The organism is Streptomyces sp. URMC 126, assembly GCF_051386555.1.
Classification (GTDB): Bacteria; Actinomycetota; Actinomycetes; order Streptomycetales; family Streptomycetaceae; genus Streptomyces.
Genome location: NZ_JBPQTX010000072.1, coordinates 1 through 25737, shown reverse-complemented (window position 1 = coordinate 25737; position 25737 = coordinate 1). Strand labels below are relative to the sequence as shown.

25 protein-coding genes and 2 pseudogenes are annotated in these 25737 nt (G+C 72.3%); 12 read left to right on the top strand and 15 right to left on the bottom strand.

Translation table 11 applies throughout. From position 1 onward, the window contains the following. Positions 1–439 precede the first annotated feature (439 nt). The 6 genes from ACSNOK_RS11830 to ACSNOK_RS11805 form a co-directional block, all read right to left on the bottom strand. Positions 440–2029: a YfcC family protein gene (locus tag ACSNOK_RS11830; RefSeq protein ID WP_436780582.1), complete on the bottom strand. Its 1590-nt coding sequence runs from the start codon at positions 2027–2029 to the stop codon at positions 440–442. Positions 2030–2077: 48 nt separating this feature from the next. Next, a complete protein-coding gene (locus ACSNOK_RS11825; protein ID WP_436780584.1) occupies positions 2078–3454 on the bottom strand; it encodes a nucleobase:cation symporter-2 family protein in 1377 nt (458 codons plus the stop codon). A gap of 254 nt (positions 3455–3708) precedes the next feature. Beyond that, positions 3709–5091 (bottom strand): 8-oxoguanine deaminase, encoded by a 1383-nt coding sequence (locus ACSNOK_RS11820; RefSeq protein WP_436780581.1) that lies wholly within the window; start codon positions 5089–5091, stop codon positions 3709–3711. Between the two features lie 38 nt (positions 5092–5129). Beyond that, complete coding sequence (pucL, locus tag ACSNOK_RS11815) at positions 5130–6080, bottom strand: factor-independent urate hydroxylase (RefSeq protein ID WP_436780580.1); 951 nt, start codon at positions 6078–6080, stop codon at positions 5130–5132. 6 nt (positions 6081–6086) lie between these two features. Then, a complete protein-coding gene (gene uraD / locus ACSNOK_RS11810; protein ID WP_436780579.1) occupies positions 6087–6956 on the bottom strand; it encodes a 2-oxo-4-hydroxy-4-carboxy-5-ureidoimidazoline decarboxylase in 870 nt (289 codons plus the stop codon). Positions 6957–7103: 147 nt separating this feature from the next. Then, positions 7104–8015, bottom strand: coding sequence for a LysR family transcriptional regulator (locus tag ACSNOK_RS11805; protein ID WP_436780578.1), 912 nt, complete (start codon positions 8013–8015; stop codon positions 7104–7106). A gap of 339 nt (positions 8016–8354) precedes the next feature. Here ACSNOK_RS11805 and ACSNOK_RS11800 point away from each other — a divergent pair, with 339 nt between their 5' ends. The 7 genes from ACSNOK_RS11800 (at position 8355) to ACSNOK_RS11770 (ending at position 14415) form a co-directional block, all read left to right on the top strand. Then, the gene (locus tag ACSNOK_RS11800) at positions 8355–9053 is read left to right on the top strand and encodes an SDR family NAD(P)-dependent oxidoreductase (RefSeq protein ID WP_436780577.1); all 699 of its coding nucleotides are present in this window, start codon (positions 8355–8357) and stop codon (positions 9051–9053) included. Positions 9054–9224: 171 nt separating this feature from the next. Then, a complete protein-coding gene (locus ACSNOK_RS11795) occupies positions 9225–10466 on the top strand; it encodes a helix-turn-helix domain-containing protein (RefSeq protein ID WP_436780576.1) in 1242 nt (413 codons plus the stop codon). Positions 10467–10634: 168 nt separating this feature from the next. Further along, complete coding sequence (locus ACSNOK_RS11790; RefSeq protein WP_436780575.1) at positions 10635–11060, top strand: hypothetical protein; 426 nt, start codon at positions 10635–10637, stop codon at positions 11058–11060. A gap of 17 nt (positions 11061–11077) precedes the next feature. Next, on the top strand, positions 11078–11248 hold the full coding sequence (locus ACSNOK_RS11785) for a hypothetical protein (protein ID WP_436780574.1): 171 nt from the start codon (positions 11078–11080) through the stop codon (positions 11246–11248). Between the two features lie 193 nt (positions 11249–11441). Continuing rightward, the gene (locus ACSNOK_RS11780) at positions 11442–11660 is read left to right on the top strand and encodes a hypothetical protein (RefSeq protein ID WP_436780573.1); all 219 of its coding nucleotides are present in this window, start codon (positions 11442–11444) and stop codon (positions 11658–11660) included. A gap of 520 nt (positions 11661–12180) precedes the next feature. Then, complete coding sequence (locus ACSNOK_RS11775; RefSeq protein WP_436780572.1) at positions 12181–12891, top strand: HAD family hydrolase; 711 nt, start codon at positions 12181–12183, stop codon at positions 12889–12891. Positions 12892–12930: 39 nt separating this feature from the next. After that, complete coding sequence (locus ACSNOK_RS11770; protein WP_436780571.1) at positions 12931–14415, top strand: hypothetical protein; 1485 nt, start codon at positions 12931–12933, stop codon at positions 14413–14415. 191 nt (positions 14416–14606) lie between these two features. Here ACSNOK_RS11770 and ACSNOK_RS11765 read toward each other — a convergent pair whose 3' ends face one another. Continuing rightward, positions 14607–16178 (bottom strand): sensor histidine kinase, encoded by a 1572-nt coding sequence (locus ACSNOK_RS11765; protein ID WP_436780570.1) that lies wholly within the window; start codon positions 16176–16178, stop codon positions 14607–14609. Further along, complete coding sequence (locus ACSNOK_RS11760) at positions 16175–16873, bottom strand: response regulator transcription factor (protein WP_436780569.1); 699 nt, start codon at positions 16871–16873, stop codon at positions 16175–16177. Before ACSNOK_RS11760 ends, ACSNOK_RS11765 begins: the two co-directional genes overlap by 4 nt. A 271-nt stretch (positions 16874–17144) precedes the next feature. Between ACSNOK_RS11760 and ACSNOK_RS11755 the strand changes: the two genes are divergently transcribed. Continuing rightward, positions 17145–18413, top strand: a complete 1269-nt coding sequence (locus tag ACSNOK_RS11755; RefSeq protein WP_436780568.1) for a glycosyltransferase family 4 protein — start codon at positions 17145–17147, stop codon at positions 18411–18413. 204 nt (positions 18414–18617) lie between these two features. Here ACSNOK_RS11755 and ACSNOK_RS11750 read toward each other — a convergent pair whose 3' ends face one another. From ACSNOK_RS11750 to ACSNOK_RS11740, 3 genes are all read right to left on the bottom strand, one after another. Then, positions 18618–18965 carry a hypothetical protein gene (locus tag ACSNOK_RS11750; protein WP_436780567.1) on the bottom strand — a complete coding sequence of 116 codons (348 nt, stop codon included), beginning with the start codon at positions 18963–18965 and terminating at the stop codon, positions 18618–18620. A gap of 107 nt (positions 18966–19072) precedes the next feature. Continuing rightward, positions 19073–19738 (bottom strand): hypothetical protein, encoded by a 666-nt coding sequence (locus tag ACSNOK_RS11745; RefSeq protein ID WP_436780566.1) that lies wholly within the window; start codon positions 19736–19738, stop codon positions 19073–19075. After that, entirely contained in the window at positions 19735–20151 is a 417-nt protein-coding gene (locus ACSNOK_RS11740; protein ID WP_436780565.1) for a hypothetical protein, read from the bottom strand. Before ACSNOK_RS11740 ends, ACSNOK_RS11745 begins: the two co-directional genes overlap by 4 nt. Before the next feature lie 617 nt (positions 20152–20768). Here ACSNOK_RS11740 and ACSNOK_RS11735 point away from each other — a divergent pair. Further along, positions 20769–21848, top strand: a complete 1080-nt coding sequence (locus ACSNOK_RS11735) for a barstar family protein (protein WP_436780564.1) — start codon at positions 20769–20771, stop codon at positions 21846–21848. Positions 21849–21962: 114 nt separating this feature from the next. On the opposite strand, the pseudogene ACSNOK_RS11730 reads toward ACSNOK_RS11735, so the two are convergent. Together ACSNOK_RS11730 and ACSNOK_RS11725 are read right to left on the bottom strand one after the other, a co-directional pair. Continuing rightward, positions 21963–22163: pseudogene (locus tag ACSNOK_RS11730) on the bottom strand (SDR family oxidoreductase); the annotation flags it as partial. Then, a complete protein-coding gene (locus tag ACSNOK_RS11725) occupies positions 22099–22281 on the bottom strand; it encodes a hypothetical protein (protein ID WP_436780585.1) in 183 nt (60 codons plus the stop codon). The pseudogene ACSNOK_RS11730 and the gene ACSNOK_RS11725, both read right to left, overlap by 65 nt. A 510-nt stretch (positions 22282–22791) precedes the next feature. Between ACSNOK_RS11725 and ACSNOK_RS11720 the strand changes: the two genes are divergently transcribed. Then, on the top strand, positions 22792–23199 hold the full coding sequence (locus ACSNOK_RS11720) for a hypothetical protein (protein WP_436780563.1): 408 nt from the start codon (positions 22792–22794) through the stop codon (positions 23197–23199). A 153-nt stretch (positions 23200–23352) separates the two neighbouring features. Next, a complete protein-coding gene (locus ACSNOK_RS11715; protein ID WP_436780562.1) occupies positions 23353–23865 on the top strand; it encodes an RICIN domain-containing protein in 513 nt (170 codons plus the stop codon). 21 nt (positions 23866–23886) lie between these two features. Here the strand turns inward: ACSNOK_RS11715 and ACSNOK_RS11710 are convergent, their stop codons facing one another. Continuing rightward, positions 23887–24192 carry a helix-turn-helix domain-containing protein gene (locus ACSNOK_RS11710; RefSeq protein WP_436780583.1) on the bottom strand — a complete coding sequence of 102 codons (306 nt, stop codon included), beginning with the start codon at positions 24190–24192 and terminating at the stop codon, positions 23887–23889. A 278-nt stretch (positions 24193–24470) separates the two neighbouring features. Beyond that, positions 24471–24713 (bottom strand): annotated as a pseudogene (locus ACSNOK_RS11705) (hypothetical protein); the annotation flags it as partial. A gap of 430 nt (positions 24714–25143) precedes the next feature. On the opposite strand from ACSNOK_RS11705, the gene ACSNOK_RS11700 reads away from it, so the two are divergent. Further along, a partial coding sequence (locus ACSNOK_RS11700) for a transposase (protein WP_436780561.1) occupies positions 25144–25737 on the top strand: 594 nt, incomplete at its 3' end.

Sequence of the window (25737 nt, the reverse complement as noted above, 5' to 3'; positions counted from 1 at the left end):
GGGCGTGACGGGGGGTGAGGCAAGGGCCGGGACCGGAGCCGAGGCCGGGACCGAGGCCGGGGCCAGGCCCAAGGCCGGGGATGAGACCGGGGCCGGAGCCGAGGCCAGGGTCGAGACCGGGGCCGGGGCCGAGGCCGGCGTCAAGGCCGGGGCCAGAGCCGATGCCCGGGCCAGAGCCGAGACCGGCGCCGAGGCCGGGGAGAAGCAGGCCTTGACGCGTCGGCCGCGGCGGGCCGGGGGGCTCACGCGCCGGCCGCCGTCGGCGGGCGCCGCGCCGTCACGGCCGCCGACGCCGCGCCGTCACGGCCGCCGACGCCGCGTCGTCACGGCCGCCGGCGCGGCGCGGGCCCGGGCGCCGGCCGCGACGCGGGGCAAGCCCGCGGCGGCAGCCACCCGCCCCGGCGCGGACCGCGGCCACCGCCGCCCGCGCCTCCCGGGCTCAGGTGACGACCGCCCCGAACGCCACGAAGCCGCAGATCAGCACCGCCAGAATGGCCAACAGCGGCCAGACGAAGCGCAGGTACCGGTCGTAGCCCACCTTCGCCAGCGAGACGCCGCCCATCACCACGGCGGTCGTCGGCACCCACAGGTTCATCCAGCCGCTGGCCGCCTGCCAGGCCGTCACCACCACCGACCGGGAGACGCCCGCGAAGTCGGCGAGCGGCGCGAGGATGGGCATGGCGAGGGTGGCGTGGCCGGAGGTGGAGGGGATGAGGAAGGCGAGGGGGAGGTTGACGATGAAGACCAGGACGCCGAAGAGGGCGGCGGCGCTGCCGGTGACGGCGCTCTCGATCGAGTGCAGCACGGTGTCCGTGATGCGGGCGTTGTTCATGATGACCGTGACGCCGCGAGCGAGGACGATCGTCAGGGCGGGGGCGAGAAAGTCCGCCGCGCCCCGCACGACCACCTCGCTCAGCCGCCGCTCGCCCAGCCGGGCGACGATCCCGACCAGCACCGCCGCGGTCAGGAAGAGGGCGGCCAACTGCGCGAAGGACCAGCCGAGTTCCCAGCCGTAGGGCTCGGCGTCCGCGCGCCCGGTGAGGGCACTGGACCACGGGATCACCGAGAAGATCATGAAGACGAAGACGGCGGTGACCAGGGCCAGCACGGTCCGGTGCAGTCCGGTGAGGACGGGCGGCTCCGCGGACGCGGCGGCGAGCTCCCGGTCGCCGGGCAGGAAGCCGACGAGGGAGCGCTCGGGGCGGACGCGCACCCGGTGCGCGTACCAGAGGACGTAGGCGATGGTGACGCCGGTGAGCAGGAACCACATCGCGAACCGCAGGGTGATCCCGTCGCCGAGCGAGACGTCGGCGGCGGACGAGGCCACGCCCGTCGCGAAGGGGTTGACGGTGGAGGCGAGCACGCCGACGCCGGCGCCCAGGATGATGGTGCCGGTGGCGACCATCCGGTCGTACCCCAGGGCGAGCATCAGCGGCACGATCAGGCCGTAGAAGCCGAGCGTCTCCTCGGCGAAGCCCTCCACGGTGCCCAGCAGCGAGAAGACGGTCATGACGCCGGCGATGAGCAGGGCGCCGCGGGCGCGCAGCCGGTGGGCGAGGCGTTCGATGCCGCGGTCGAGGGCGCCGGTGGCGAAGACGACGGTGATGAACGCGCCGATGGCGAGGACGAACAGGAAGACGCCGGCGCTGCCGTAGAGGGTGCCGGCGACGTCGGTGGCGACCTGCCCGGTGCGCGGGTCGCGGACGCCGTAGAGGCCGTTGACGGGGGCGAGGAACAGCTCGCCGAGCCGGTGGACGAAGTCGCCGGGGGCCGCCTCGCGGTGGTACGTGCCCTGGACGGGGTCGCCGTCCGGCGTCCGCCGGTAGCTGCCGGAGGGGACGACGAAGGCGAGGGCCCAGACGGCGATGGTGACGGCGACGAGCACGGTGAGCGCGCTGGGGAAGGCGAACCGGCTCGCGGCCTCCCCCTCCGGGCGCCCGGAGGTGCCGTCGGCCTTGCCGGTGCCGTCGGCGTCGTCGGCGTTGCCTTCCCGGTCTTCCGGGTCTTCCGGTTCCGGCGGCCGGTCCATGGGGCCCCTCTCCGCACGGCGAATGCAGTCGGTGTGCCCCGATTATCACTAGATCATCGGTTTTTCCCCTTCCGCCACGCGGGGCGGTTCGGCATTCCGCCGGACGCGCCCCACCCCCTGGAAGGCGAGGTTCAGCAGGACGGCCGTGAGGCAGCCGGCGCTGACGCCCGAGTCGAGGACGGTCCGCAGCGCCTCGGGGACGGCGGCCCCCGCGTAGAAGGTCTTGGAGACGACGGGGATCATGCCCATGCCAAGCGACACGGCGGCGACCAGCACGTTGTCGCCCCGGTCGAGCCCGGCCTTCACCAGCACCCCGATCCCGCTGGCCGCGACCGTCCCGAACAGCACCAGTCCGGCCCCGCCCAGCACCGGTCGCGGCACCAGGGCCACCAGCGAGGCGACCGCCGGGCTCAGCCCGAGGACGACGAAGACCAGCCCGCAGACCGCCACGGTGAAGCGGCTGCGGACGCCGGTGATCGCGACGAGCCCGATGTTCTGCGCGAACGCGCTGTTGGTGAAGCCGTTGAAGACCGGGGCGACGGCGCTGCCGAGGGTGTCCGCCCGCAGCCCGGCCGCGATCGTTTTCTCGTCCGCCGGCCGCCCCACGATCTCGCCGAGCGCGAGCATGTCCGCCGTGCTCTCGGTCATGCACACCAGCATCAGGATGGACATGCTCACCACGGCCGACACCTCGACGTGCGGGTTCCCGAAGTGGAACGGCTCGGGAAAGCCGACGAGCGCCGCGTGCCGGGTGGCGGAGGCGTCCACCGCGCCCAGGGGTACGGCCAGCAGAGTGCCCGCGACGAGGCCGAGCAGGACGGCGATCTGCCGCAGGAACCCCTGGAGCAGCCGCCGCAGCACCAGGACGATCAGCAGCGTGGCCCCGGCCAGGCCGAGGCCGGTGCCGGTCGCGGGCCGTTCGGGGTGGCCGTCCTGGATCCAGCCGAAGGCGACCGGCAGCAGGGTGAGGCCGATCAGGGTGATCACCGTCCCGCTGACGACCGGCGGGAAGAAGCGGACGAGCCGGCAGAAGTACGGCGCCAGCAGGAAGCCGAGCACCCCGGCGACCATGACCGCCCCGTAGACGACGGGCAGCGCATCCCGCCGGTCCGCCTGCCCGTCGGCGAGGGCGAGGACGGGCGCGACGCCCGCGAACGAGACGCCGTTGACGAACGGCAGCCGGGCCCCCACCCCGCGGAAGCCGATCGTCTGGAGCAGCGTGGCCAGCCCGGCCGTGAAGAGGGCCGCCCCCACCAGGAAGGTGATCTGCGCCGTGGACAGCCCCACGGCCGCGCCGATCACCAGCGGAGGGGCGATCACCCCCGCGTAGCTCGCGGCGACGTGCTGCAGTCCCGTCGCCAGCAGCCGCCCGGGGCGGGGGACTTCGTCCACGGGGTGGACGGGCGGGGGCGACGGAGGGGGCACGGGCTCGCCCGGCGGTGCGGCGGCCCCCGGTTCCGGTTCCGGTTCCGGGACCGCCGCGTCGCAGGTGCTCCCCGGCGGTGTGGCGGGGAGCGGTCCCGTCGGGGGTGGCGGCTCCGTTTCGGGCGGTTCGGCGGGCGGCCTGGGCACGGTCACGGGGGCGTTCCTCCTGTCGTTGTGCGTACCGCCGACGAAGCAGCACGGTTTCCGGAGGCGTTGCGGGGCTGTGCGGACGTAACCGGCCGGCTTCCCGCCGGTCAGTCCCCGGCCGCGATCCGCTCCAGGCGGCGGGCCTCGGCGCGGGCGGCGCGGGCGATGGCGTCCTCGTCGGCGGTGACCAGCCGGCCGTCCTCGACGACCGCCCGGCCGTGCACGAGGGAGAGGGTGACGGGTGCGGGCGGGCCCAGGACGAGGGCGGCCACCGGGTCGGCGACGGTCGAGTGGCCGAGCCCGTCGAGGCGCCAGAGGACGAGGTCGGCGAGCTTGCCGGGTTCGAGCGAGCCCAGTTCGTCCGCCCGGCCGAGCACCCGGGCGCCGCCGTACGTCGCCATGCGCAGCACCTGACGGACCGTCAGGGCCTCGGCTCCTCCGGCGAGTCGGTGGACGAGGAGGGAGTTGCGCAGTTCGGTGTGGAGCTCGCCGGACTCGTTGGAGGCGGTGCCGTCCACGCCGAGCCCGACCGGGACGCCCGCCGCGAGCAGGGCGGGGACGGGGGCGGTGCCGGCGGCGAGCCGGGCGTTGGAGGACGGGCAGTGGGCGACGCCGGTGCCGGTGCGGGCGAAGGCGGCGATGTCGGCGTCGTCCATGTGCACGCAGTGGGCCATCCACACGTCGTCGCCGAGCCAGCCGGTGGAGTCCAGGTAGTCGGTCGGTCCCATGCCGAAGCGTTCCTTGCAGAACCGCTCCTCCTCCACCGTCTCCGAGCCGTGGGTGTGCAGCCGGACGCCCTTGCGGCGGGCCAGCGCGGCGGCCTCGCGCAGCAGGTCGGTGGTGACGGAGAAGGGCGAGCAGGGCGCGACGCCGACGCGCAGCATCGAGCCGGGGGACGGGTCGTGGTGGGTGTCGATCGCCTCTTCGGTGGCGGCGAGCGCCGCGTCCAGGGTCTCGACGGCGAAGTCCGGCGGCAGCCCGCCGTCCGACGCGCCGAGGTCCATCGAGCCGCGGGTGGGGTGGAAGCGCACGCCCAGCTCGCGGGCGGCGCGGATCTCGGCGCCGAGCAGGTCGCCGGCGCCCCGCGGGAAGACGTAGTGGTGGTCGGCGGCGGTGGTCACCCCGCCGCGGACCATCATGGCGAGGGAGGCGCGGGCCGCCTCGTACACCATCGGCTCGTCGATGCGCGCCCACACCGGGTAGAGCGCCTTGAGCCAGTCGAAGAGGACGGCGTCCTGGGCGAGGCCGCGGGTGAGCCACTGGTAGAAGTGGTGGTGGGTGTTGACCAGGCCGGGGGTGGCCAGGTGCCCGGTGGCGTCCACCCGGCGGACGACGCCGGTGAGCCCGTCGGGGGCGGGCCCCGGGCCGACGGACTCGATGTGCTCGTCCGCGATGACGAGGTGGCCGGTGGCGTGTTCGGTGTCGTGCGCGTCCACGGTCGCGAGGGCGCAGTTCTCGATGACGGTGCGCGTGGGGTGAGCTGCTGTCACGGTGCCGTTCCTCCGGAGGTGCGGGGTGCCGTGGGGGGCTAGAGGCAGGTGAGGTCCACGGGGATGCCGGGTTCCGCGCCCTCGCGCAGCACGGTGGCCTCGATCAGCCCGTAGGGGCGGTCGGCGGCGTAGTAGACCTCATGGTCGTTCTTGAGCCCGAAGGGCGCCAGGTCCACGAGGAAGTGGTGCTTGTTGGGGAGGGAGAGGCGTATCTCCTCGACCTCCGGGCGGTGCTCGACGACGCGGGCGCCCATCGCGTGCAGCGTCTGCTGGAGGGAGTACGAGTAGGTGTCCGCGAAGGCGTGCAGCAGGTGGCCGCGGACGGCCGCCCAGGACTCGTCCCACCGCGGGGCGTCCTCGGCGTCGTCCGTCCACCCGTACCGCCACTTGGAGTTGACCTCGGTGGCGAGGACGCGGTCGTCCGTCTCCGGGAGCGTGGTGTAGCGGTCCTTGACGAAGCCGCGGAACTCGGAGCCGGTGGAGTTGAGGACCACGAGGTCCTTGAGGCCCGAGATCACCTGCCAGGCGTCGCCGTCGTAGGTGATCTGCGCGGTGCGGGTCTCGCGGCCGGCCCGGACGAAGGAGTGCCGGGCGTCCCCGCCGCCCGGGGCGTCGATCCGGTCCCAGGCGTGCTCTTCGATCCGGATGCGCGCCCGGTGAATGGCCTCCTGACTGGTGACGAAGTGGCGGGCGAGGTGGATGCCGAACTCCTCGGCCGAGGCGATGCCGCGCTCCTTGGCGAAGGCGAAGACGGTGTTCTTGGTGGTGTCGGTGGTGAGGACGTTGGCGTTGGAGCCGGAGAGGTGGACGTCCTCCATGGCACCGGAGAGGGCCACGGAGACGGTGAGGTCCTTGAGGTGGTGGGTGGCGCCGTCGCGGGTGACCCGGACGACGTGGCACTCGGCCTTGCCGTACTGGTTCTGGCCGAGCACGGCGCGGCCGGCGGGGCGCCCGGGGACTTCGGCCGGGAAGGACGGGGCTTCGGTCATGGCGTGCTAGCTCCCTCGGTAGACGGAGTAGCCGAAGGGGCTGAGCAGCAGCGGTACGTGGTAGTGCTCCCCCGGCGCCACGGCGAAGGCCGCCGTGACCTCGGGGAAGAACGCTGCGCCCCCGGCTCGTTCGCGGGACAGGTGGGGTCCGACCTCGAACAGCAGCCGCGCGTGGCCGGCGTCCCCAGGCAGCGCCGGAAGGTTTCCGCACCGGCCGTCGCCGTCGGTCTCGGCGGTGCCCAGCGCCGTCCAGACGCCGTGGACGTGTGCGGCGAGGCGCACGGTGACACCGGTGGCGGGCCGGCCCGCGGCGGTGTCCAGGACATGGGTGGAGACGGTGGCGCCGGGGGCGGGGGATGCCGGCGGCGCGCCGTCGCCCTCGGCGAGCCGGACCAGCCGCAAGCGGTTGATCCGCGCCAGCTCCGCTCTCGCCACCCGCCGCTCCCGCTCCGGCGGGTTGGCGAGCCGGCGGCGGAGGGCGTCGCGCAGCTCCTCGGCGGTGCGGCCGGTGGCGCAGACGAGGAAGACGTGCCCGAACCTCTCCTGGTAGGCGAGGTTCAACTCCCTCACCTCGTCCGCGAGTCGGTCCGGCGCGCCGGCCATGCCGCGCTGCTCGGCGGCCGAGACGGCGTCGCCCGGGGTGGGCCGCCCGATGGGCGGGTGCCCGGCGAGCGCCTCGTCGAGCCCCGCCTCGTCCAGCCGCGCCACCGCCGCGTCGGAGGCCGCGCACAGCGCCGCGACGTCGCGGTACGGCCGGCCGGCCAGCATCTCGGCGGCCCAGGCCGTACTCGCGCACACCTCCGACAGCGCGGCCCGGGCCGCACCGTCCTCCGCCGCGTTGAACCGGGTGAGCCCCGGCACCGAACTCGAAGACACGGGAACCTCCGTGGCGCTTCTCGCCGCACTCGGACGCGCTGCGCACAGCTAACGCCCTGGACACCTCGGCGTCAACACTTTGTTGAAAAACCACGCCTTGCGGGATACCCGGTCAATCCCGCTCCCATGCGCGCCCGTTGTCGCCCGTCACGGCCGCCCCGACGCCCTCCGGGCCCGGAGCTCGTCGAACCAGTCGCCGCCGGACACCGGGCCCGCCTCCCCCGGCCCGCTCCCGCCGCCGGAACCCTCGGCCCGACCGCGCAGGGTCGCGGTGGCGATGTCCAGGAAGGCCGACGCGGGCCCGGCACCGCAGCCCTCCGGCACCGCCAGGCAGGTCTCGACGGGCAGGGTGTCGGCCACGGGCAGATAGACGACGTCGCGGCGGGGGTGGGAATCCGCGACGCTGAGGGGGACGAGCGCGAGGCCCTGTCCGGACGCGATGAGCTCGAACTTCTCCTCCAGCGAGGACGTACGCCGCGTCCGCACGTCGAGGACCGGCTCCCCGTCGAGGTCGGCCACCGTCAGCGCCGTGCGGCCGGCCAGCGGGTGCGTCACGGGCAGGCACGCCACCTTGGTCTCGCGGCCGATCGGGACGGTCCGCAGCCCCGCGTCGTCGAACGGCCGCCGCAGAAAGCCGACGTGCGCGCGACCGTCGCGCAGCGGCGCGTCCTGCTCCCACCAGCGCAGCGGGAACACGTCGACCGCCACCTCTGGGTGGCGCGCCGTGAACGCCCGGATGGCGTCGGCCACCCGCAGCCCCGGCGAGAAGGCGACGACGAGCCGCCGCTCACCCCGCTCGGCCTCCTGCACCCGCCGCAGCGCCGAGGCCACCACCGCCGCGATCCGGCCCGCCTCCTCGTACAGCCGCTCGCCGGCGGCGGTCAGTTCGACGCTGCGCGTGGTCCGGGTGAGCAGCAGACACCCCAACTCGCGCTCGAACGCCCGGATCTGCCGGCTGAGCACCGGCTGCGCGATGAACAGCGCCTCGGCCGCCCGCCCGAAGTGCCGATGCTCGGCCACCGCGACGAAGTAACGGAGCTTGCGCAGGTCCAGATCCATACCCGGACGGTATCAATGGGGAGGGAAGGGTATTGGACGCCAGGCGAGCGGCGCTCGGAGACTGCAGCCCGGCTGGGGACCGAGGCTTCGCTCGGGGACGGAGGCTTCGCTCGGGGACGGAGGCTTCGCTCGGGGATTCACCTCGGCCCGGAGACGGGCCCCGCTCGGAGACTCACCTCCGCCCGGAGACTCACCTCCGCTCGGAGACTCACCTCCGCTCGGAGATGGGCACCCGCCGGGAGGCTCCCTCCCCCGCTCACCCCGCCCTCGCAGCTCCTCGCCCCCCCTGTCGCCCGCATCCCCCTTCCCTCTTCCCCCTGCCAGAACAGGAACACGCACATGACCGAGACCCCACGCAGGACCGCCCTCGTCATCGGGGCCTCCCGGACCCTCGGCCTAGGGCTCGCCGCCGAGTACCTCCGGCGCGGCTGGGACGTCATCGGTACGGTCCGCGGCACCCGGCGCACCGGGCTGCACGACTTGGCCGACACGTCCGGCGGCCGGCTGACCGTCGAGTCACTGGAGATGACCGATCCGGATCAGATCAGGGCCCTGCGCGACCGCCTGGCGTCGCGCACTCTCGACCTCCTCTTCGTCAACGCGGCGATAACGCGCGGCGACCTGCCCGTCGGCGAGGTCCCGACCGACATGTTCACCGAGGTCATGGTCACCAACGCGCTGAGCCCGATGCGCGTCGTGGAGTGGCTCCGCCCCTTGGTCGCCCCGGCCGGGACCATCGGCGTGATGTCCTCCGACCAGGGCAGCGTCTCCCTCAACACGGAGGGCGGCCAGGACCTCTACCGGGCGAGCAAGTCCGCCCTCAACCAGCTCATGCGCTGCCACGCCGCCCGCCACACCACCGACCCGCGCACACTGCTGCTCATGGACCCGGGCTGGGTCCGCACCGAACTCGGCGGCCCCGAGGCGGACCTGAGCGTGGAGGAAAGCGTCCCCGGGGTGGTGGAGACGATGGAACACCACCGCGGGAAGGGCGGCCTGCACTTCGTCGACTACGAAGGAGAGGCCGTGCCCTGGTAGCGACCGCACCCGGGCCGATCCCCGGTCCCGCCCGGCAACGCCCCACCAGCCGCGCCCACGCGTCGCGCTCCGACCGTCAACTGTGGTGCCGGCTACCGGCCTTCGCTGGGCTCCAAGAGGTGCCGGCGGGTACGTTCAAGGATGACCGACGGCGGAACGGAGTGAGCGGCCATGCGGTGGAGTGACTACAGCAACGGCGAGCGCATCAAGATCCTGCGTGGCAAGGACGTCAACCAGGCCGCCCTGGCGGAGATGACGGGGCTGTCCGTCGCCACCATTCAGAAGGCCGAGCAGGACAAACAGCTGTCGCTCAACACGCTGGTGCGGATCGCCGACGCGTTGGGCGTGGACACGTCGGTCATCCTGGGGCAGCAGGCCCCGCGCCGGGCCATGGCGCAGTCCGATCGGACGATGTTGCGGTCCCTGTCCCAGGCCGTGCACGACACCGCTGCCGGGATACTGCCGGAGACCTTCGCCGAGGGGGACGAGCCCGCCCTGAGGGCAGCCATCGACGCGTGCTGGAAGAAGTACTGGCAGGGGTACTACACCGAGGCCGGCGCACTGGTGGTGCCGGTTCTCGCGGAGGCTGCCGTCCACCTCCGCGAGCGCCCGGCCGGTGCGCAGGGCACGGCTTGGGGGCTCCTGGCCGACGCCTACAGGCTGGCGGCGTACGTCGCGAACCTGATGGGATCACGCGACCTCGCCTATGCGGCGATCGGCCACGCCCAGGCGGCCGCGGAACGGTCGGACGACGAGTTGCGGCCCGCTCTCGTCACCTCAGGCCGCGCTTGGGTGTACCTCCGCGACGCACGGCTGGACGACGCGCTGCGTCTGGCGGAGAAGGCGGCGGTGGACATCGAGCCTCGGTTCTCGAGGGCGACCGCGGACCAGCTGACCGTCTACGGCTCCCACATCAACTTCGCGGCGGTCGTGGCGAGCCGCATGCAGAACAAGGACCTGGTCAAGAGCTACCTGTCGTTGGCGACCGCGACGGGCGCCCGGCTGGGCGCCGAACACCGCGCCCACGGAACGCTGTTCGGCCCGGTCACGGCCGACACGCAGGCGGTCGGCATCGCCGTGGCGCTCGGCCAGGCCGGCAAGGCCCTGGAGCTGATCCGGGGCATCCCGGAGAGCAGCCTGGGCGCCCTCACCGAGGCCGCGCGCAACCGTTTCGCCATGGACAAGGCCATGGCCGAAGCCGACGCCCGAATGTGGAACGCCTCCCTTGACACGCTGGAGAAGGCCCTGGTGCGAGCCCCCGTGTGGGCCCGCCACCAAGCGCTCCCCAGCGTGATCATGCAGAAGGTCGGACGAGCCTCGACCGCCCGCGTCCGGCGAGTGTCGGCACTGATCGGCACACGCCCGGGCATCGAGCCCGGCCTCGTCCCGACGGCGGCCAAGACCGCGCTGTAACGCCCGGTCCGGCCGCGCGCGCGGTGCCGGACTCGTACGCGGCATACGAGTCTCGCTCCTCCGGAATCCAAAGGGCGCCTGACGCAGGCGAACCGGAACACGGCGAATGCGCGCGGTCGTACACCCGGGTTCTTCCTCCCGCTGCACGGGCGGAGCACCGTATGACGCATGAATCAGCCGTATGACTCGGCTCGGCGCCGCCTCATCGCGGACGCGTCCAGTGGCTTTCCCGAGCAGGTCCGTGTCGTCCTCTACGCCCTCGTCTCCGACGGCGGCAGCCCGCTCACGGCCCTGACCTACCTGCGTCGGCAGGCCGAGGCCCGGGGCTGGATCGTGCACAGCGAGTTCTTCGACCTCGCCACCCTGACCAGCGCACGGAGCGAGCGGCCCTCATGGCCGAAGGTCGAGCGCCTGCTCCAAAACCGCGACGTCGCCGGAGTCGTCGCCAGAAGCGAGGACGAGATCGCGTTCGACCCGACCGGGAAAGAGCACCTGCGGAACTGGTTGCATGCCATCCCCGCCTTCGCGAAATACCCCGACCCCCCGGCCGGGGGCTTGAGTGGCAGCACGACCGTTCTGCGCCGGGGCTGGTAATGGTCCGATACGGCAACTTGGCCACGGACATCCGTGACGGGCGAATCGGCGAGCTGGTCCGCCAGAACTCCGACCACGTCGTGCTGCGTTCGCCGGACGGCGGGAGCGAATGGGCCTGCCCGTTCGAGGATCACCGCATCGCCACCGTGCGGGAGCTGAAAGCCGCCGGCCTCTGGGAGTGGCGATGAACGCGGATCCGAAAGCGCCGCGTTCGCGCCTGACGCTGCGCGTCTCGCGGGACGGCGGCCGGACGTACGGCCCCACGGTCACCCACCTCCCCCACCCGGAACGCCCGCCGGACTCGGCACTCCGCTTCCCACCCTGCACCTGCCCCACCTGCCACCCGAGGAACCGATGAGCCACCCCTCACCCCCGATTCACTTGCCGCACAGCAGCGGCCTGCGGACGCTCCCCGTACCCTCGCCGTGCCCCGCGTGCGACGTCCAGAGGGGCGAGCTCCAAGCACTGGAGGTCGAGCTGCGAGCGGCCGAGCGCCGTGAGGACGGCAACCGCATCGCCCTGCTGAGGCACGAACACGACGAGCGGCTGAACGCCCTGCGCCACCACCGCGCCGGCCACGCGCGGCGGGGCACGCCCTGAGTGGTCGGCTCGCGGCGTGCCCCGGACGCCCGACCGTCAGCGATACCCCAACGTCACACCATCGAGCGCTGACAAGCCGGACGGAAGGTCGCGTACCGCACTCCGAGTCTGGGCATGATCAGCCCCACCGAGTCTGTGTCAGCGCACTACGCCGACGCAGAACCACGAGTCGGCTGACCACCGGCCAACGCACCACCGGCAGGAAAGCCGGAACGGTTTAAAAGGCACAGGCGTGGGTGCTGTCCGGCTCCTCCGGATGGAGAGCTTGCCGAACAGTTCGGGCCGGCGTATGGCGGGTCTTCGGCAGGGAGAGTCGCTGCGGTGCGCGGCGGCGTGTGTCCGCTCGTTGCTCAGCGCGAATGGAGTGAAGGTGACTTCGAGTGAGCGGACCACGTGCGGTGCCCAGCTCGAACCGATCACCGCACGTGAGCCGCGCCTGTTCTCTCCGCCGGAGGAGGGGCGGGATGCCGGAGAGTGGGTCCCTCGCGCGGTCCGAGGCCGGGCCACCGGTCCGCGAGGTGTGGCGGATTCGGCCGCCCCGCGGTTCGCGGTCTTCGACCTCGACGGCACGCTGCACCCGGATGCCATGGGCATCCTTCTGCTGCGGGATCTGCGCGCAGCGGGGATCTGCCACAGCGCGCCGGCAGAGCGGCTGTTCGAGTTCCTGGGGTGTCGGGACCAGGACCGTCTGCATGAGCCGCACTCGGTGAGCGCCGCCTACCAGCTGTACGCCCAGGCTCTGCGGGGCTGCGACCTGCACCGGGTCGAGGATGTCGCCCGCCGGCTGTGGGAGCGCGAGGTGGACAACGTCTTCGCCTATGTCGCCCCGGTCCTTGGGGAACTGCGCGGCCGGGGCACAAGGCTGATTCTGATCTCGGGGAGTCCCCAGGAAGTGGTGGAACAGGTGGCCCTGACCCTGGGCTTCCACCAGTGGCGAGGCGCGGTCCTGGCAGCGAAGGACGGCCTCTACACCGGGCGTTACTCCCGAACTCCGGCGGTAGCGGGGGAGAAAACGGCCCTCGCGGCACACCTCGTCGGCGGACGGCAGCACCTGGCGCAGTGCGCTGCCGTGGGCAACTCCACCTCCGACATCGAGCTGCTGGCCGCGGTGGGACGTCCGGTCGCCTTCGAGGCGGGGCCCCGGCTCGCCGACGCGGCCCGGCGCCACGGCTGGCCGCTCGCCGACCGCTCGTCTCTCACCACAGCCATGCTCGGCCTACCGCCCCGTTGACGCTTTCCGTCGCGGGGACCACCACGAGAAAGGGAGCCGATGGCGGGAGCACACGGCAGCGATGTCATCGTGGAAGCCGAAGGCGTTCTCATCCAAGGCGCCGGTGAACTCACGGGCGCCTTGGCCGGCGTGCCGGCCCGCAGGATCTTCCTGACCGCCCCATGGCTGCGCTACGCCAGGGGAGAGCTGACCGAGCAGGAGGCGTACGAGCACCTCTCCGCCGCCCTCGGCGTCCGGCCGTCGGACGTCGCCGACGCTGTCACCGCCCACTGGGAGACCTGGCAAACGCCTCCCGGCCTCCTGGACCTCCTCGACACCCTCCAGGACCAGGGCACTCGTCTGTACTGCGTGGTCACCATGGCTTCAGAGCACTGGAAACACGCTCTGCAGCGGCTGCCCGACCTCTGGTCCCGCTTCACCGGCGTGGTCACCACCGGCGAGCTGGGCACCGAACTGGCCAGCCTCGACACCCTCAGCCGCCTGTGCCACCGCTGGTCCCTCACCCCCCAGGACACCACCTTCATCGGAGCCGACCTGCAGACACTGCAGTTCACCCGCGCCGCCGGGATCCGCTCCATCCGGTACCGGACACCCGCAGACCTGTGGCGGCTGCGCAGCGAGCACAGCAGGCTCCAAGCCGCCGAGGACTACGTCCACCACCGGCTACGCACGGGCGACTACCGCTCCCACCTGATCACCGGCACCGGCGAACAGCACGCGGTGGATGAGATCTGGTCGCCGTTCTACCTCCTGGACGCAAGCCCTGCGATCGCCCGCGGCGAACCCGGCCGGGCCCTCCTGCGCCAACTCGCCGCCCTCGGCCAGGACGGCCTCTACTCCTTCCTGCGCACCGCCCACCCGCTCCTCGGCGAACTGCCCGTCGACGCCGACGACACGGGGCTGGCGGTGTCCGTCCTCCACGCCCACGGCCTGGTCGACGAGGAGTCCCTCCAGCGGGTCGCCGACCGTATCCTGGCCAACTGCAACCGCGACGGAATCGTCAGGATGTACTTCACGCCCCACCGCCCCCGCGTCGACGCCGTGGTCTGCGCCGTCGCCCTGTACGTCCTCTACCTGGCCGGGCGCCACGAGGCCCCCCAGGTCCGGGCGACCGAGGACTTCCTCCACGCCCTGCTGGAGAACAAGTCGTACGAGCAGGGGACCATCTACACCCCGTCACCGGACTTCTACCTGTACGTCCTGTTCCGCGTCGCCCGCAGGTTCCCTCGCTTCCGCGACCGGTTCCGACCACTGCTGGCCACCCGGCTCGCCCAGCGGATCGCCACCACCGACGAACCAGCCGGCCAGGCCCTGCGCGTCATCATGTGCCGCACCCTGAACATCCCCAACGACACCGACTACCAGCGCCTCCTCGCCCAGCAGCACGCCGACGGCTCCTGGGACCCCTCGCCCGCCTGGCGCGGAATCGCCAGGACCGTCGTCGGCTACAACCGCGTCCTCGACACCACCTTCGCGGCCCAGGCCATGCGCCTCACCCTGACCCATACGAACGACGACCGGTAGCGCAATCCATGCTGCGGCGTCGCGCCACAGTCCGCCCCGCCGGTAGGGGCTTTACGTCGGGTGTTCGAGACGGAGCGCCTCCGATCGCGCACGACGACGCGACAACCAGTAGGTGCGTAGTCGCACCCGTGGCGGGGACGAGGGCACGCCACCGGGGGGGGAAGCGTGGTGCCCGCCACCACGCCCCGCACTCACCGGCTCGCCCCCGGCGCCTCGGGGAGGGTCAGGGTGAACGTTGTGCCGGGGCGGGGGTGGTCGGAGTGGGCGGTGAGGGTGCCGTGGTGGCGTTCGGCGATGGTGCGGGCGATGGGGAGGCCCAGGCCGCTGCCGCCCGTGTCGCGGGCGCGGGCCTCGTCGAGGCGGGTGAACCGTTCGAAGACGCGCTCGTACTCGTCCGGGGCCAGGGGCGTGCCGTCGTTGTGGACGGTGAGCGTATGGGTGCCGCCGCCGGTGGTGACGTCCAGGACGACGGCGGTGCGGGCGTGGCGTACGGCGTTGTCGAGGAGGTTGCGCAGCAGGCGGTGGAGTTGTACGCCGTCGCCCCGGACGGGGGCCTGGTCGGGAGTATCGCGCTTGGAGACGGGGTGTCCGCGGTGGCGGTACTCGTGGACGAGTTCCGCGGCGAGGCCGGCCAGGTCGACCAGGGAGTGGGCGGCGGGGTGGTCGGGGCGGGCCAGCAGGAGCAGGTCCTCGGTGAGGGTGTGGATGCGCCGGGTGGCGGTGAGGGCGTGGCGGAGCGTCCGGTGGGCGTCGACGGTGTCGGGGTGGGCGAGGGCGGTTTCGAGTTCGTAGCGCAGCGCGGCGACGGGTGAGCGCAGTTCGTGCGAGGCGTCCGCGACGAAGCGGCGTTGGCGTTCCACCGCGTTCTCCAGCCGGTCCAGCGTGGTGTTGGTGGTCAAGGCCAGGCGGCGGACGGGGTCGCGGGCGTCCGGGACGGGGACCCGGCGGTCGAGGCTGGCGTCGGTGATCTCGGCGACCTCCCGCCGGATCGCCTCGACGGGGCGCAGGGAGCGGCGCGCGGCGGCCCAGGCGAGGGCGGCGACCAGCAGCGCGGCCAGCGGGACGCCCGTCAGAAGCGGGGTGCGCAGGGGGAGCGTCGCCCGCTCGGCGTCGCCCGGGGGCACGAGGACGTAGAGCGTGGAGCGGCACGACCCGTCGGGCTCGGTGGGCAGGCGGCACGCGCTCGCGGGGGTGTGCACGGCGGTGGCGAAGACGGTCATCGTGCGGTGCGCGAGGACGTGCGCCTGCCGGTGGGCGATGAGCGCCTTCTGCTCCGCGGAGGTGTCGCTGCCGGGCGGTGGCTTCAGCGTTCCGTCGGGGCGGTGGAAGCGGTCGTGGTCGTGTTCGTCGACCGCGCCGACGTGGACCGTGCCCCGCTCCGGGCTGCCGGTCGCCCGGTGGCGCGGCTGGTCGGGGGGCGGTGGGAGCAGGGCGGGCAGGCCGGTGAGCTGCCGGGTGCCGCCGGCCGCGGCGACGGTCCGGCCCGTCCGGTCGATCTCGACGAGGGGCCAGCCGCGCAGGGGATCGCCGAGGATCTCCTCGCCGGCGGCCGCCTGGGCGGCGAGCTGCGCGGACAGCTCGTACGCCCGGTTGTTCGTCGTCCGGTCGGCATCCTCGCGGACGTGCCGGAACAGCCACCACGCCCCGGTTCCGCACAGCACGAGGGCGGTGGCTCCCGCCACGAGCGCGATGCGCGCCTGCCCGGGCAGGCGGCGCAGGAGGGCGGGGGTACGGCGGGAGGGGTGCCGCCGGGCGGCCGTCATGGCCGTTCGCGGGGGGTGAGGCGGTAGCCGTGGCCGCGGACGGTCTCGATGCTGTGGGTGGCGAAGGGGGCGTCGACCTTCTTGCGCAGGGTGGAGATGTAGACCTCGACGATGCCGGTGCCCCCGGTGTAGGCCGGGTCCCAGACCTCGTCGAGGATCTCCTCCTTCGACACCGGGCGGTCCGGCGCGTGCAGCAGACACGTGAGGATCGCGAACTCCTTCGGCGTCAGCGCGAACTCGGTGTCCCCCCGGCCCGCGCGGCGGGAGGTGATGTCCGCCCACAGGTCGCCGACGCGCAGCACGGACCGGTCGGCCGCGGCGCCGGCGCCCCGGCGCAGCAGGGCCCGCAGCCGGGCGAGCAGCACCACCGAGGAGAACGGTTTGACCAGGTAGTCGTCGGCACCGGTGTCCAGGCCCTCCGCCTCGTCGTACTCGCCGCCCTTCGCGGTGAGCATCAGCACGGGCGTGGTGAGGCCCGCGGCGCGGAGGGCGGAGCAGATGCGGTAACCGTTCAGGCCGGGGAGCATGATGTCCAGCACGATGACCGAGTGGTCGCCGGTCAGGGCGCGCTCCAGTCCCGTGGTGCCGTCGCGGACGAGTTCGACGCGGTAGCCCTCCGCCGTCAGACCGCGCCGCAGGGCGGGCCCGAGCTGCGGATCGTCCTCGACGACCAGGATGTCCTTCTCGCCGTTCACAGGGTGAAGCCTGTCATGCCGTATGCCGTTCTTCCTGAAGATGACCTTTGGGTTCTTCAGGAAGCCTTCAGGTCGGTTCGCGCATGCTGTGTCTCCGTTCCCGCCGGGCGGGAGCGCCCACCACCGGGCGGGGTCGCCCACCGCCGGGCGAGGTCGCCCACCGCCGTCCGGCGGCTCCCGGCCGTCCCGCGTCCCGGCACCGGCCGCCGCGGCCGCCGCCCGTGCACCGCCCGCGACCCGCTCCACCAGCCAGCCGGAGGCGTGCCCGCCCATGCGTATTTCCTTCCTGCTCCACAACGCCTACACCATCGGCGGCACGATCAGATCGACGTTCAACCTCGCCACCGCGCTGGCCGCCCACCACGAGGTGGAGATCGTCTCGGCCCTCCGCTACCGCGCGACACCGGCCATGGGCGCCCCGCCGGGCGTCCGGCTGACCCATCTGGTCGACCTGTGGCGCGACTCCCCGCACTACGACGGCGACGACCCCCGCCACGCCGAGCCCGCCCGCGTCTTCCCCCGCGCCGACGGCCGCCACCGGCAGTACAGCCGCCTCACGGACGAGCGCATCGGCCGGTACCTGTCCGGGGTGGAGGCGGACGTGGTCGTCGGCACCCGGCCGGGCCTGAACGTGCACATCGCCCGCCAGGCCCGCCCCGACGTCATCCGCGTGGGCCAGGAACACCTCGCCCTCTCCGGTCACGGCCTACGCATGCGCCACGAAATACGCCACCGCTATCCCCTGCTGGACGCGCTCACCACCGTCACGGAGGCCGACGCGCGGGCCTACCTGCGGCTCGGCCTGCCCGGCCTGCGCGTACGGGCGATCGCCAACAGCGTCCCGGCCACGGCCGCCAGCCCGGCCGAGCACACCGGCAAGGTCGTGGTGGCCGCGGGACGGCTCGTCCCGGTGAAGCGGTACGACCTCCTCATCCGCGCCTTCGCCACCGTCGCCGCCGCCCACCCGGACTGGCGGCTGCGGATCTTCGGCCGGGGCGACACCACCGGCGACGAGAAGCGCGCCCTGACCGCCCTCGTCGACGAGCTCGGCCTGAACGCCCACGTCACCCTCCACGACCACGTCGCCGCCCTGGAGGACGAACTGGCCAAAGCCTCCATCGCCGTCTCCGCCTCCGACCGCGAGTCGTTCGGCATGACCATCGTCGAGGCCATGCGCTGCGGCCTCCCGGTCGTCGCGACCGACTGCCCGCATGGCCCGCGCGAGATCATCACCGACGGCGTCGACGGCCGCCTGGTCCCCACCGGCGACGCCGCCGCCCTCGCCACCGCCCTGTGCGACCTCATCCGCGACGACACCCTGCGCCGCCGCATGGGCCGGGCGGCCCACCGCAACGCGTCCCGCTTCACCCCGGACCACATCGCCGCGCAGCACCTCGCCCTCTACGAGGACCTCCTGACCCGCGGCCCGGGCAAGCGCTCCCTCGGCCCTCTGGGCGAGGCGGCCCACCGGGCCCGCACAACGGCCATCGACACGGCACACGCGCTCCGGTCGAGCGCGCGGCGGGCGCTGAAGGGCTGACCGCCCGGGGCGCCGGCTGAGGGGCCCGATCCAGCCCACCGCCCGGACGGGCGGACGGGCGGACGGACGGACGGGCAGACGGGCAGACGGGCAGACGGGCGGAACGGCGACGGGCCGACGGGCCGACGGGTGAGCACCGCGGAACACCAGTGCAGGACGCCTTCTGCGGCACCGCCCGCCATCAGCACCGGCCGGCGCCGACCGTCAACCCAGCCCCACAGCGGACGCGAGGCCCCTCCCCCATTCCCCGGCAGGGCCCGGCCAGCTGAGAGGCGTGAAGAAGGCGGCTACGAAGAAGATGGCGGATGCCGCGATGCCGAGCAGAAACGCGGAGACCCCGGCGGCTTCCTCCGAGTCTCGGTTCAGCATTTCCATGGCCAGCATCGCCGCGAAGAACAGGGCGAGAAGGAACACCACCGCGCCCACGAGCGCGACGCCCACGGTGAACGGCAGCACTCCCCAGAGGCTCGCGTTCGACGCGAAGGCAGCGCGGCCGGCCGTGACGACGAGCACCGGGATCCACGGCGGGACCGCACAGCCCACCCATGCCACGCCGATCAGCGAGCGTCTGGGCGGACCGGGCACCGGCGCCCGACGCGCGGTGTCGGCGGTGGACCGGGCAGCCGGGACCCCACCCTTGTCGTTCGCGACGGCCGCCCCTACGGGGCCCGTACGCGTGCCTGTCCCGGGTCGCCGCGTCCACTGCCCTTCGATGACCCGCGCGTCCCGCCCCTGGCCTCCGCCTTCGAACTCGTCCCCGAGCTGCCGCAGTTCCTCGCGCACGGCGCCGAGTTCCGCCTCGGCGCGCTCCAGGACCTCGTCGAATCGTCCCGCTCCCGTTGGTCCCGCGACGTTCCCGCGGGGTCGTGCGGAGAGGTTCCTTCCCCGTCCCGGTCGGCGGCCCGCAGATGGCGTGCCAGCTCTTGCCGCGCATGAGCCGGCAGCGTCTCGGCCTTGGCGCGTTGTTCCTCGGCCTGCCGCATGGTCCGCTGGGCCTGCATGACGCGCAGCTCGGCGTTCCGAAGCCTCTCGGTGAACTCGGCGTACGCCTCGGCACGGCCTTCGGCCTTGGCCTTCCGTGCCTGTTCCTCCAGCTCCTGGCAACGCGCCGCCCACTCGCCGACGGCGAGGGTCAGCACCTGGACGACCATGTCGGCCCGTTGACGGGCCTGGTGGACTGCCAGACCCCTCTCCTCGGCGGTGACGTGGATGTGGGTCACGTACTGATTGGCACCCGACTGGTACACCTGCGCGCTGTCGGAGGCGCGGCCGTACGTCCGGGGGCTTGTGCCCGCGCTGTCTCCCCGGTCGGCCCGCTCGCTCATCGTTCGTTGATGTGCTGGTCCCTGGCCGCCTGGTAGACACGGGCGTGGCCTTCGGCCCGGGCTTCCAGCCGCACGCCTCCGTCGATCCGCTGCCCGCCGGTGGTTCGCTCCCGCCACCCCTCGACCAGGTCCCGAACGTGCTCGGCCGCGTCCGGACGTTCATCCAGCAGCGCGGCGAACCGCCCGGCCCACTGCCCCTCCAGCCGTCCGGCGGGGTCGGGTCCGTCGGCGGCACCGAGCGCGGCGGCCCGGGACGCGTCCAGCTCCCGCTCGACTTCTTCGACTGCCTGCGGGCGGAACCGGCGCCAGACGGTCACGACTCCGTCGCGCGTCTGCTGCCACCCCTCACCGACGAGCAGGGTCACCAGGGACGTACTCGCGGTGCCGGCCAAGGTGAGCACATAGGGATCCATCGAAGCCCCCCGGGATGCCGAGCGATCGGGAGGCACACGTTCTCCCGCCTGCAACGAAGGTCCCATCGTAACCCAACCAGCGGCGCGAGTAGGGGCGTTGGCTCGCCATCGTGACCTCGGCCGCTCGTACGCCGATTTCAGCTCACACCGGGAGGGTCGGATGGAACCGAGGAGTGCCGCGGCAACGGGGAAGGACTTCCGGCCCGTACATCGGCGTCAGCCTCACGCTGCACTGCGGCTGCTCGATCCGGGACTTGCGTACGTTCGCCGCCCACACGCAAGAACAGCGAGGGGGTGGACCGTGGCGACAAGTGGCGGCTGGGGCAGCAGTAGCGGGCCAGGAGGAGCGCGCTACTCCTTGCGCGTACGCCGCAAGAGCCTCGCCGGCTGACACCGCTCTGCCGGTCGCGTTCCCAGGGTGAACGCGCAGACCCTGGTGGCCCCGCAATGGAACGCCCGGCCTGCGGAGCCGGCATGACTTTCTCCCCCTGCCAAGGCACTTCTGGAGCGTCCGAGTAGTGCGCCAAGCAGCCGCAACGCGCGTATTCTGAACCGAGTGAGAGCTCACTCTAGTAGTAAGTATTGAATCGGAGCACCTGTTGAGAACCGTCCTGACAGTGACGGACGCGTCGGGCGAAGAGCACGTCTTGGCCAACTGCACGGACGCCTCGGGGATATTCGTCACGCCCTCCACTCCGCGAGAGCGCCTCACCCTTATCGGCTTCGCCCCGGCCGGTCTTCCGGTCGATCGGACTCATCCGGGGAACGGAGACGAACTCGGAGACCTCGTCATCGAGGCTAGCGACGGCACGCGCCCCGTGGAGTGGTGGGGGCTCAACCGCGCCACCGCCCTGAGCAGGGAAACAAATGCGCACGATTCCTCGCTGACTGACATCACCATCGAAGCGGAGATCGATCCCGACGACAGCCCCGATCGAGCCTCCTCCATCACCTCCATCATTGGATACGACATCTTCGATGAGAGCCAAAACCAGATCGGTTCCTGCTTGTCGGTCCACGGGCTGAACGAAGAGCGAGTACCACCCCGTACCCCCCTCATCCTGTCCGGCTGCGAGGTCACAGGACGCCCGATCAAGCCCGAAAAAGACAGTGCCCACGCACCGGCTCTCTGGGCCTTGGATTCGTCGGGCAGGCAAATGAGGAGACTGGACGTCTTCCTCGACGACGCACACGTCCACCCGTCAAACGCACACAGGGGCCTCGTCGACATCCGCCTTCCCTACGGACTGGAAGCTCCCCCGCCCGGCTCGGTACGCCCGGCCTGGGACCTGTGGGAGGCGGGAGCCCCCGCCTCCCGGAACGAATGGTCGGCACTGTCCACCGAATGCAGAAGGGAATGGCTTCGGTTCGCGTACTTCAACAAGGCGGGCGCCGACCCGGTCACACAAGAAGCGGAATACGAACTCGACGGAAGACACGTGACCGATGAACCCGGACTGCATTGCGCCATGGGGGAAGCGCTCGTCGGCCCCGGCGGCTACTACGGCTCGGAGTGGAACTCCTTCGAAGACTGCCTGAGCGGGGGCTTCGGAGCGGTCCCGCCGTTCACGCTCATCTGGCATGACTCCCACGTCGCGCGCCGAAGCTTGTCAGGAGAAGGAAACGCCGGGGAATCTTACTTCGACGATATTCTGCGTCTCCTTGAACGCCACCACGTTCACGTTAAGACGCGTTGACGCCCTACCTGAGCGAGGGAGACCGATCGTCGGCCGCTCGACGGCAAGGTCACCGAGACGGGCCTCAGTTGGTGACGCTGCCGGGAATCTCGCAATCGTTTGCACTCGGTGTCATCAGGTCAGACCGCCGTCGGCGCGTATGGTCTGGCCGGTCAGCCATCGGGCGTCCGGGCCGGCCAGAAAGGCCACGACGTCCGCGATGTCGGAGGGTTTCCCGAGCCGGCCGAGGGCCGTCATCCGGGCCACGTCGTCAAGGGATTCGGCCGGTACGGCCCTGCGGAGCAGGTCCGTGTCCGTCGGGCCGGGACAGACCGTATAGGCAGAAGATGCCGGCGTTGTTGACGAGGATGTCCAGTCCGCCATACGCGGTCGCCTTCGCGCAGTGGGCGTCGACGACAGTGAACAGGTTCTCGACAGCGTCGAGGTCCGCCACGTCGGCACGGACCGCCCAGATCGCTCAGCCTCGACTTCCGCGGCTGCCTCATCGTCGGAGGCATAGCTGAACACCACTGCGGCGCCTTCGGACGTCACGAGTACGAGCTCCGACCGAACCACTCCGACGAAACCCGCTCAATGCGACCCACTCACCGATACCGTCTCCGAGGTGGCTCCCCGGGCCAGAGGAGCGTTCGGTGATGGCGTCGCCTTGGCGCAGGCGTGCGGGCAGGCTCTCGTTCAGGTGAATCCTGGTGGCAGGGTCGCGCCTGCTGCGCCCGAAACTCATGCTGAATGCCACTGATCGGCTGATCGGGAGGTATGTGACATGAGGCTTGGATCATCCCGTTGGGCTCGTGCCGGCGTGGTAGCGGCGATCATGGGCATTTGTGTGCCTGCCTTCGCGGGCACCGCTCACGCCGCCCCGTCGTCGAAGCTGCTCTTCTCGGCCGACGGGGGCGCGACATGGAGCTCGAACGTCAGCACAAGCTCGGGCAGTACGGTTCTGGTGAGGATCTGGTCGCACAACGACACCGGCGCCACGATCCGCAACACCTCGATCACCACCTCGCTGCCCGGCGGTACGACACTGACCCCCAACTCGACGCGGAACTGCCTGAGCCCCCGCACGACCGATCCGACTCAGCCCTCGGACTCCGACACCACCTGCGGCGAGACGGTCGACGACGCGGCCGTCTGGTCGGGCGCCAACCTCACCACCAGCCCGACGGCAGGCATCCAAGGACGCTCGACCGCCGCGACTTCGGGAGACCTCGCGACCGGCTGGAGCTATGTGGGGTTCTCGATGCGTACGCCCTCTGTGGACTCGACCACCACTCTCACCGAGACCGCAAGCCTCAACGGGTCCGGGACAGGACATCCCTCGTCCAGCGGGACGATCACCGTGTCGGACTGAGGACCGTATGCCGCAGGTCGCGGGCCGGGGGGTCCGTCGGGACGTAGCGGCCTTCCGTACCTGACACGGTAAGCGCGAGCTGTCATGCGATCTTCACGGTCGTTGCTAGGTTCACCGCGTTGCAGACGGCATCCCCCTAATGAAAGGCGTGTCATGCGCAAGCCAGCGGCGTTCCTGTCGGCGGTCTTCTTGGCGGTGGGCTTCCACACGGCCATGGTTCCGCAGGCCTCGGCGGCCGGCCCCCACTGGGCAGAGCTCTTCACACCGGTCGGCCCTGGCACCTGGTACTCCGGGAAGTGCGCCACGCCCAAGGGCAACAGCACGGCCAACGGCACTGTCGTCACCCTCTGGACCTGCACCGGGGACGAGCTCCAGAAGTGGGACCGCGACGACTACCAGATCGTCCACAAGGCGAGCGGGAAGTGTCTGACCCCGCGCGGCGACGCGTACGACACCAACGGCGCGGTGCTCACCCTGTGGCCGTGCGACAACAGCGGCAACAACCGCAGCCAGCAGTTCTGGTCGGACGACTGGTCCATCAAGACCAACCACTCGGACAAGTGCCTCACCAACAAGGGCGGTTCGTCCGGCAACGGGACCTACCTCACCCTGTGGACCTGCGCCTCGGACTACCCGCCGGAGCAGCACTGGATGATGCGGTACTGAACGGGCGGCCCCCGGCCCGCTTCACTCCGCCCGGTTGAGGTAGTTGTAGATGGTGAACCGGCTGACGCCCAGGGCGGCGGCGACCGTTTCGACGCCGTGGCGGAGGGCGAAGGCGCCGCGCGACTCCAGGGTGCGGACCACGGACTGCTTGGTCTTGCGGTCGAGTTGGGCGAGCGGGGTGCCGTGGCGGCGTTCGAGGTCGGCGAGGATACGGTCGAGGGAGTCCGCGAGGTGCGGGAGGCGGACGGCGACGGCCGCGCGGCCCTCCCAGCTGAGGACCACGTCGTCGGGCTCGGCCTGGGCGGGGTCGAGGAGGCGGCCACCCATCGCCTCCACGAGGGGCGCCACGGCGGCGCGGAAGCGCTCCGCCTCGGCGGCCGGGTCGTTCACGAGCCGGCTCCCGGGGCGCCGTAAGGCTCGTCGGCCGCGGCGGACGCGGCGGACGCGGCGGACGCGGTTTCGTCCGCGCCACGGCCACCGGGCGCGGCGGAGCCGTCGGGCGCCGAGGAACGGCCGGGCGCGGCGGAGCCGTAGGGTGCCGGGGAAGCGCCGGGCGTCGAGGAATCGTCAGGCCCGGCCGCACCCGCGTCCCCCCAAGGCCCGTCGTCCCCCTCCAGCACGTTCACCTGGAGGGAGATCCGGGTCGCGCCCGCGCCTATCGAGCGCCGCAACAGCTCCTCGACGGCGGTCAGGACGGCGTCGGCACGCCCCTCGGCGGTGTTGCCGAACGGGCCGACGTCCACGTGGTCCAGCCCGGCGTCCCGGACCACGTCCCGGGCGACGACGGCGTGCGGTGGCGGCCGGTCGAGGTCGAACGGCTCCGTGGTGAATTCCACTCTCAGTCGCACCATGCCGACACGGTAACCGGCCCGGCGTCTCACTTGGACGTCACGTGAATTCGTACGTTCCGAAGAGAGTTCACTCTGCGTCGGGGACGCCCGGCCGCCACCGCCACGCTCGGTGACCCCGCCCGGCCGTCGCGGCAGCGGCGTCGTACGCGGGGCCGTACAAGTTCCCCGGCACTTTCCGCGTCGTCCCCGCCCGCCGTGCCGCCAAGTGAGACACGGAAGACATTCGGTGACGTGGATCACATTGCCGCTTCTGAGACGGTACATCCATCATTGTGTTGGCCAACGATTTAATGGCGCTCTTTCGGGATCTCGGAGCACACGTCCCGAATGCCCCGCACGCCCGGCTCCCACCGCCGCGGCATCGGCCGACGAACGGCGCGCACCCCCCGTTTCCCTACCGCGTGAACACGTGATTACGGAGAACGACGTGAGCACACCCGCGTTATCCACCCGCCCGCCGGCGCCCGCCTTCCGGGCCTCGCTCGCCCTCGCGCTGCCCGCGCCCGCGCCGACCGTCCTCACCGGACGCCTCGTCCCGGACGACCTCTGGCATCTGGCGAAGGAGGCCATACCGCCGACGCCGAAACGGCCGCAGGGCGGCGGGCAACGGCGGCTCGACGACCGCGAGGTACTGGCCGCCATCGTCTTCGTGGCGGGCTCCGGCTGCAGTTGGCGCCGGCTGCCCCCGGTGTTCGGCGCCTCCTGGCAGACCGTGCACCGCCGCTTCACCGAGTGGAGCGCCGCCGGCCTCTGGGACTTCCTCTGCACGGCCGCCGAACGCCGCGCCGCGGTCCCGCGATCCGACTGGACGCTCACCGTCTGCCGCCGCATCCGGGCACGCGCGGCCGCCTCCGCCGCCTCCGCCGCTCCCTCTGCTTCCTCCGCTCCCTCCGCTCCCTCCGCCTCCACGGCTCCTCCCGCCTCCCCCGCCTCGCCGGCCCCTCCGGGCGCCCCCGGCGTCGCGGCGCCCACGGCCCCCTCGGAGCGCCCCGCCGACGGCTCCCCACCGGCACCCCCCGCC